This is a genomic window from Phyllobacterium sp. CCNWLW109, assembly GCF_037203905.1.
GTDB classification, from domain to species: Bacteria; Pseudomonadota; Alphaproteobacteria; order Rhizobiales; family Rhizobiaceae; genus Phyllobacterium; species Phyllobacterium ifriqiyense.
In genome coordinates this window covers 623,143-630,274 of the sequence record NZ_JBBCBK010000002.1, presented here as the reverse complement: position 1 = coordinate 630,274, position 7,132 = coordinate 623,143, and the positions used below count along the sequence as shown (strand labels likewise).

4 protein-coding genes and 1 pseudogene are annotated in these 7,132 nt (G+C 54.2%); all 5 read right to left on the bottom strand.

The features are described 5' to 3' along the window. Nucleotides 1-2,675: pseudogene (locus V9K92_RS08290) on the bottom strand (hypothetical protein); the annotation flags it as partial. A gap of 318 nt (nt 2,676-2,993) precedes the next feature. Continuing rightward, the gene (locus V9K92_RS08285) at nt 2,994-3,476 is read right to left on the bottom strand and encodes a cytochrome c-type biogenesis protein (RefSeq protein WP_337353756.1); all 483 of its coding nucleotides are present in this window, start codon (nt 3,474-3,476) and stop codon (nt 2,994-2,996) included. Then, nucleotides 3,473-5,491, bottom strand: a complete 2,019-nt coding sequence (locus V9K92_RS08280) for a heme lyase CcmF/NrfE family subunit (RefSeq protein WP_337353755.1) — start codon at nt 5,489-5,491, stop codon at nt 3,473-3,475. The genes V9K92_RS08285 and V9K92_RS08280 overlap by 4 nt, the downstream gene beginning before the upstream one ends. Continuing rightward, nucleotides 5,488-5,934, bottom strand: coding sequence for a cytochrome c maturation protein CcmE (ccmE, locus tag V9K92_RS08275; protein ID WP_307283657.1), 447 nt, complete (start codon nt 5,932-5,934; stop codon nt 5,488-5,490). Before ccmE ends, V9K92_RS08280 begins: the two co-directional genes overlap by 4 nt. Then, nucleotides 5,934-7,094: a c-type cytochrome biogenesis protein CcmI gene (ccmI, locus tag V9K92_RS08270; RefSeq protein WP_336440938.1), complete on the bottom strand. Its 1,161-nt coding sequence runs from the start codon at nt 7,092-7,094 to the stop codon at nt 5,934-5,936. Before ccmI ends, ccmE begins: the two co-directional genes overlap by 1 nt. Nucleotides 7,095-7,132 lie beyond the last annotated feature (38 nt).

The following is a 7,132-nucleotide window of genomic DNA, read 5'->3' as shown; positions in this document are numbered from 1 at the left end:
CCAACCTTGGCCGCATCCGCCGTCGTCTTTACTGTCGCAAGATTGCCGGTGACTGTCTTGACTGACTGGTCAACCGTGTCACCAAGCTTCTTTGCAGAAGCGTCAATGCTCTTTTGAACCGTATCATCCGAAAGGCCCGCAAGCTTCGTCGTTGCTGCATCCGCGCCGACCTTGGCTGCATCCGCCGTCGTCTTTACTGTCGCAAGATTGCCGGTGACTGTCTTGACTGACTGGTCAACCGTGTCACCAAGCTTCTTTGCAGAAGCGTCAATGCTCTTTTGAACCGTATCATCCGAAAGGCCCGCAAGCTTCGTCGTTGCTGCATCCGCGCCGACCTTGGCTGCATCCGCCGTCGTCTTTGCTTCGGTAGCTTTCTCTACAACCTTGTTAAACTGCCCCTTGTTCACCGCATCCGTATCGGCAGTACCTTCCGCAACATTGCTGATTTTCGTACCGTTGCTGCCCTTGAGCTGAAGCTTGGTATAGTCAACAGTTTCATTGCCAGCCGCATCCTTGGAGACGCTATATTGCACTGCGCTATTGCCGAGCCGGTTAATGCCGTCATAGGCAGCATTGAGTTGGCTGCCGTTAACAGCATCCGTGCTGGTCGCGCTCACCTGCCCCGGTGCAACATTGATGATCTGGCGTTTGACATCTGCTTTACCAACACTGACAACGGCCGTTGCTTTGGTGCTGTCAAATGCGTAGTCCTTGCCGTTCAATGTAACGCTATCCACCTTATGCACATCTTCGGTTTCCGCATTTGAGCCCAGCGCAACACTGTTCTTCTTGCTCGCTTTGGACGAAGCACCAACTGCAATGGCGTATTCCTCTGATGCTTGCGAACTAGTACCAATGGCAATTGCTTTAGAGTTATTTGCCCCAGACGTATCGCCGATAGCTATAGAAGATTCGCCGTCAGACTTTGCTTGGGGGCCTATCGCCGTGCTCTTTTTCTTTGTCGATTTCGCTTCCCAGCCTATTGCAGTCGATGCCTCTTCCGTTGCCTTTGTGTCAGTACCAATGGCAGTTGCTCTCAGTTGATTTGCCTCAGATGAAGCGCCTATAGCTACAGAATATTCGCCGTCAGAGTTTGCTTTTTTACCAATCGCCGTGCTATTTTTAGCAGTCGCAGACGTAGACGCCGCCCAGCCTATTGCAGTCGATCCCCAGCCCAATGCCTTTGAGCCAGAACCAATGGCACCTGCATTATAACCTGCAGCCTCAGATGCATTGCCGAGAGCTATAGAAAATTGGCCGTCAGACTTTGCGCCAGAACCCAACGCAGCGCTCGAAGCACCACCCGAAGACGCTAGGATACCTACCGCCGTGCCGTGTTCAGCACCTGCAGACGCCGACCAACCTATTGCAGTCGATCCCCAACCCAATGCCTTTGAGCCAGAACCAATGGCACCTGCATTATAACCTGCAGCCTCAGATGCATTGCCGAGAGCTAGAGAATAATTGCCGCTCGACTTTGCACCAGGACCAAAGGCACCTGCATTCAAACCTTGAGCCTCAGATGCATTGCCGATAGCTATAGCAGAATCTTTGCTTGCTTTTGCAGCCCAACCTAATGCCGAACTGTTAAGTCCACTTGCATCACTCCCTGAACCAAAAGCAGAACCACCTACACCAGCATTTGAATTCGGGCCCACTGCAGTGCCGCCAGCGCCCGCCGCCTTGGCGTTGTCGCCGATAGCTATTGCGGGTACAGTGATTGTCGTTACTGTAGGCGCAGCAGCACCTGCTACTGCGGGTACAGCGGCACCTGTTGCTGCGGGCGCAGTGGCACCCGTTGTTGTGGGCGTAGAAGTAGCTGCTGCGGGCGCAGTGGCATCTACTGCTGCGGGCACAACAACCGTCGTTGTGCCACCTTTTGCCCCTGCATTAGTGCCGATGGCGATGTCGCCAAGAACGGTCGTGCTCGTGGTCGCTGGCTGACTGTTTGCATCGGTGTTGATCTTGATCTGCGCAAAGCGAGTTTCCGGAATAGCCGAAAGTGCGATTGGCTTGGGAAACCGTATGGAATTGCCCATGCCAGCCACCTGTGGTGTAACAAATTCTTCAGTTGTTGGAACGCCGAGCACCACCGTTTTTGGCACACCACCACTCGGAAATATGGTACCGATTGGAAAAACCGTACCGACAGGGAAACGAAGAGGAAAAGACGTATCACTCGCTGCCATGACAACAGGTCCTTTAAAGAAAGTGCCTTTGTAAAACTCCCCCAGCGATGCAGGGAAAAAGTAATCTTTATCGAGTGGCACGTTAAGCGGCACAACTACGCCATCAGCCTTAACCACGCCGTTTGGCGAAGTAACAACTGTCCCTTTGAGTGCAGTGAACGATAAACCTGAGTGATTTATGGCTTGCGCCTCAAAACCAAAGCCATTTTCTAGCCTGACAAACCCCGCCGGCACACCGGCCACGCCCACAGCCGGAGAAGAGGCAGTTACGGATTGAGCCAGCACGGGCGAAGCCAGAGAGACAACCAGCGCAGCCGCCATCATCCCCAAACCCTTACGGCGCTTGAAGCCCAGCACCATGCAAGCAAGACGCAGGATAGCATTGAGACGGCGACGGGCGGAACGGCTCTCAGCCGAACCGGCGAGCCAATTACCGGCAAAACGAGCAGGCATGCTGGAGGAAACAGGTGCTTTGACTTTGGTCATATCAATCTCGCTCAAAAATAATATAGCAAATACTGAGGTAAATATCGGATATGCTTACAGAAATGCGTTCACAGAAGTTTATTACTGTGATGGATCAATAAAATTTAAATGCGGGAATATTTTTTACTTGGAAAGGCTAATGTGCCAGACCGGAACTTAATCATTGCCGCGATTATCAACGGCTGATTAACGTGTAAACAAGCAAAATACAAGAGTAAAAACTAGTTTTCAGTGTGTTAAATTCTGTTTTATGGAAAAATTTTATTATACTTTAGTATAGTAAACCCATACTAAAGTATAATACCTTGTCGCAATTTGTTAATTATCGAGCGTTCCGGCCAGTTTTTTGAGTTGCTGTTTTTCAACGTCGGAAAGAGGTCCCGATTCTATTGAAACAGTGCGGCGGCGCCTCGCCGAAACGACAAGAGCCAAAGCACCGATGAGCAAAGCGCCTATTGGAAAACCCCAGAGCACGACCGTGCTTAATCGCAGCCGGGGCTTGAGCAAGACGAATTCGCCATAGCGGGCGACGAGAAAATCCAGCACCTGCTGGTCAGTATCGCCAGCCATAAGCCGCTCGCGCACCAGGACGCGCAGATCGCGGGCAAGATCCGCATTGGAATCGTCAATGGATTCATTCTGGCAGACCATGCAGCGCACCTGCGCAGAAATGGTGCGGGCACGTTTTTCAAGGACCGGGCTTGTCAGCATCTCGTCGGGGGAAAGCGCAAATGCGCTACTTGCGCCGAAACAAAGCAGCAGGACAAGGAAAGTTGCAATTGCGTTGCGGGTGCGGCTCATTGGGACACGCGGTTTTTTGCGGGGGCAACGCGGATTTTTGCGGATTGCATCAGAGCTGCTTTACCCTTGGCGGGTGCACCGACACGCAACCGGCGGTCAAGCAAAGACAGGCAGCCGCCCGCCATCATGAACACGGTTCCAAGCCAGATCAATGTTACCAGCGGCTTCCACCATATCCGCACGACGATGCCACCATCGGCAGCCGCATCACCCAGAGCCACGTAAAGCTGGCTGAAGGCGAAGGTGCGGATACCGGCCTCGGTTGTCTGCATATTGCGAACAGGGAAGAAACGCTTGGCCGCCATGAGCGACGTTACCGGCTGTCCCTCATCGCTCAAAACGGTAAACCGGCCTTGCTCTTCGCTGAAATTGGAACCTTTGAAGGGCTCGATTTGATCGAAACGCAGCGTATAGCCGCCCGCCCGGATGCTTTCACCCGGTTTCATGACCAGAACGCTTTCGGTTGCGAAGGTGGTGGTTGCAACAATGCCCAGCAAAGTGACGCCAAGACCGAGATGAGCAAACGCGGTGCCGAAAACCGAGCGTGGCAGGCCAATGAGGCGCTGAAATGCGACTTTCAAAGAGGCTTTTCCGATACCGGCTTTCAGCGCAAGGTCTGTGAGCGCGCCGAGCATGAGCCACACGGCAAGCCCTATGCCGAAAGCCGCCAGAACGCCGGACGCCGAAGTTTGGTAAAGCACGGCAGCGACAACCAGCAAAGCACCGAGGAAAGCAGTCATGAGGCGCTGTGCCACGGCCAGGAGATCGCCGCGCTTCCACGCCATGAGTGGCCCGAATGGTACGGCGGCCAAAAGCGGGATCATTAGCGGGCCGAAGGTGAGATTGAAAAAGGGCGCGCCGACCGAGATTTTTTCGCCCGTCAGAAACTCGAGCAGAAGTGGGTAAAGCGTGCCGATCAGAACGGTCGCTGCAGCCGTGGTCAAAAACAAATTGTTGAGAACCAACGCACCTTCACGCGAAATCGGCTGAAACAGGCCGCCGGGTGCCAGACTTTGGGCACGCCATGCAAAGAGCGCCAAGGACCCGCCGATAAAGATAACAAGTATGGCAAGGATGAAAAGGCCGCGACCGGGATCGGTGGCGAATGTATGGACGGAGGTCAGTACGCCGGATCGGACAAGGAATGTCCCGAGCAGTGACAGGGAAAAGGTGAGGATTGCCAGAAGCACAGTCCAGATTTTCAGCGCCGAGCGCTTTTCCATGACCAGCGCAGAGTGAAGCAGAGCGGTGCCTGCGAGCCAAGGCATGAAGGACGCATTTTCAACCGGGTCCCAGAACCACCAGCCGCCCCAACCCAGCTCATAATAGGCCCAGTAAGAGCCCATAGCGATGCCGCCTGTCAGGAATGTCCAGGCCACGAGCGTCCACGGACGGACCCAGCGCGCCCAGGCCGCATCTATCCGGCCATCAATCAGCGCAGCAACCGCAAAGGAAAAGCACACGGAGAATCCGACATAGCCCAGATAGAGCAGCGGCGGATGAATGGCGAGACCGATATCCTGCAGGATCGGGTTAAGATCACGTCCTTCGACCGGTGCCGGGTTAAGGCGCGCAAAGGGATTTGATGTGACAATAATAAAGGTAAGAAAGGCAGTGCCGACCCAAGCCTGAACCCCAAGTACATTGGCTTTCAGCGATGGTGGCAGATTGTTGCCAAAGAAGGCGACAAGCGCGGTGAAGAAGCTCAGGATCAAAACCCAGAGCAGCATTGAACCTTCGTGATTGCCCCACACGCCGGTAAATTTGTAAAGCAGCGGCTTTTGCGAATGTGAATTCTCAAACACATTCTGAACGGAGAAATCGGAAAGCACATTGGCGCTTGTCAAGGCCGCAAACGAAATCGCGACAAGGGCAAGTACAGTGAAGGCGGCGGGAACGGCAACTGCCATCATCTGGTCGTCATTGCGACGCGCGCCCAGTATCGGCAGCACGGATTGAACGATGGATAAAGCCAGAGCGAGTACCAGCGCGAAATGTCCAAGTTCGACAATCATGGCTTCTTGCCCTCTTCCTGCCAGACACCTTTGGCCTTCAGGCTATCGGCAACTTCCTTGGGCATATAGTTTTCATCATGTTTTGCCAGCACGCTGTCGGCGATAAATTTGCCCGTGGGTGAAAAGCCACCCTCGATAACAACGCCTTGATCTTCGCGAAAAAGATCCGGCAATATGCCTTCATAGGTGACGGGAATGCTTTTTATCTTATCAGTAACTGAAAAGCTGATCTTGGTTCCCTCGCCGCGAACCACTGTTCCTTTTTCAACCAACCCGCCAAGCCGGAATCGCGATTGCGACTGAATGTCGGAAGCTTGAATATCGGAAGGCATGCGGAAGAATGCGATTTTCTGTTGCAGAGCAAAGAGTACGAGCGCAGCCGCCAACCCCAAAACGGCCAAACCGCCACCAATGACCGTCAGTCTTTTTTGCTTGCGCGTCATCAATCGTTCTCCGGCTCGTAAGCTAAACCGAGATCATCCGCCACGGCATCAAGACGGGCCATCTTTTCAGCGCTCAACGCTTTTTTGGCACGATCCAACGCTTCAATGGCATCATTAGGCCGGTTAAGAACGACATAGGATCGCACGAGCTTCTCCCAGCCCTCAACATCGTCCGGAGCTTTTTCCAGTTTCGCAGCGAGGCTGGTAACCATGCCTTCGATCATTGTCGCACGGCTTTCGCTGTCGGCATCCATCATTGCCTGCACCTGAGCCGCATCCGGCGCGGTCTTGTCGACATCGCTGACATCTGGCGCATCACCATTGATCTCGGTGTCCAGCCTGGTCAACGCTGCTTGCGCCTGATCGCGCCATGGTACATCAAGTGGCGCCTCCACCAGCAGCTTGCGGATGAGATCACGCGCTTCGGTCAGGCGGCCTTGCTGCATCCACCCATCAATGATGTAGAATTGCGGGCGCATGTCTTTTGGATCCAGCGCCAATGCCTTGTTGAATGCTTCTTCGGCGCGGACCGTGATTTTACCGCCCGCTTCCGCGACCAGCGCCTGGCCCAAACCAAGCTGCCGCGCGGCGCTGTCGCCATTCAAGCGTATTGCATTTTGATACGCGGCAACTGCATTTGCAGGGCGGCCCATGCGCGTATAAATCGGCGCGAGGACCTCCCAGCCCTGACCGTCATCAGGGTTCAGTTTCAAATGCGCTTCTGCACGGGCAACCAGCTCGTCAGGCGTGCTTTGATCGGCAGGGCGCGCAAGCCTTTCCGCCAGTGGCTGGCCGGGCAGATCCGGATTACCCGTACTTGCATAGACAGCCCATGAAATCAGGGGAATTGCGATGACCGTTATAAGTGTCATCCACTCACGGGTGGCGCTCTTGGCTGGGCGAACCACCTGTCCGTCTATTGCGGCGGCCTTGGCGGATTTCAGAAGCCGGCGCCCGATTTCCGCACGTGCCTGTTCGCCTGCAACTGGATCGATCAAGCCACGCTTTTCGTCAGCGTCTAGTTCACGCAATTGGTCTCGATAGACCTCAACATCATATTGATTGTCCGACACTGAAGCCGTGGTGCGCCGTGTTAACGGCAAAAGCACCAGCAACGTTGCGACAACGGTCAGAAATGCGGCAGAAATCCAGAAAATCATGCGTGAGACATAGACTCTCGCTTATCCAAAATCCAAAC

Bases quoted from the DNA above. Each gene is read 5' to 3' on its own strand.
- V9K92_RS08285 (WP_337353756.1), bottom strand. From the start codon at position 3,476: ATGAGCCGCACCCGCAACGCAATTGCAACTTTCCTTGTCCTGCTGCTT.
- V9K92_RS08280 (WP_337353755.1), bottom strand. From the start codon at position 5,491: ATGATTGTCGAACTTGGACATTTCGCGCTGGTACTCGCTCTGGCTTTA.
- ccmE (WP_307283657.1), bottom strand. From the start codon at position 5,934: ATGACGCGCAAGCAAAAAAGACTGACGGTCATTGGTGGCGGTTTGGCC.
- ccmI (WP_336440938.1), bottom strand. From the start codon at position 7,094: ATGATTTTCTGGATTTCTGCCGCATTTCTGACCGTTGTCGCAACGTTG.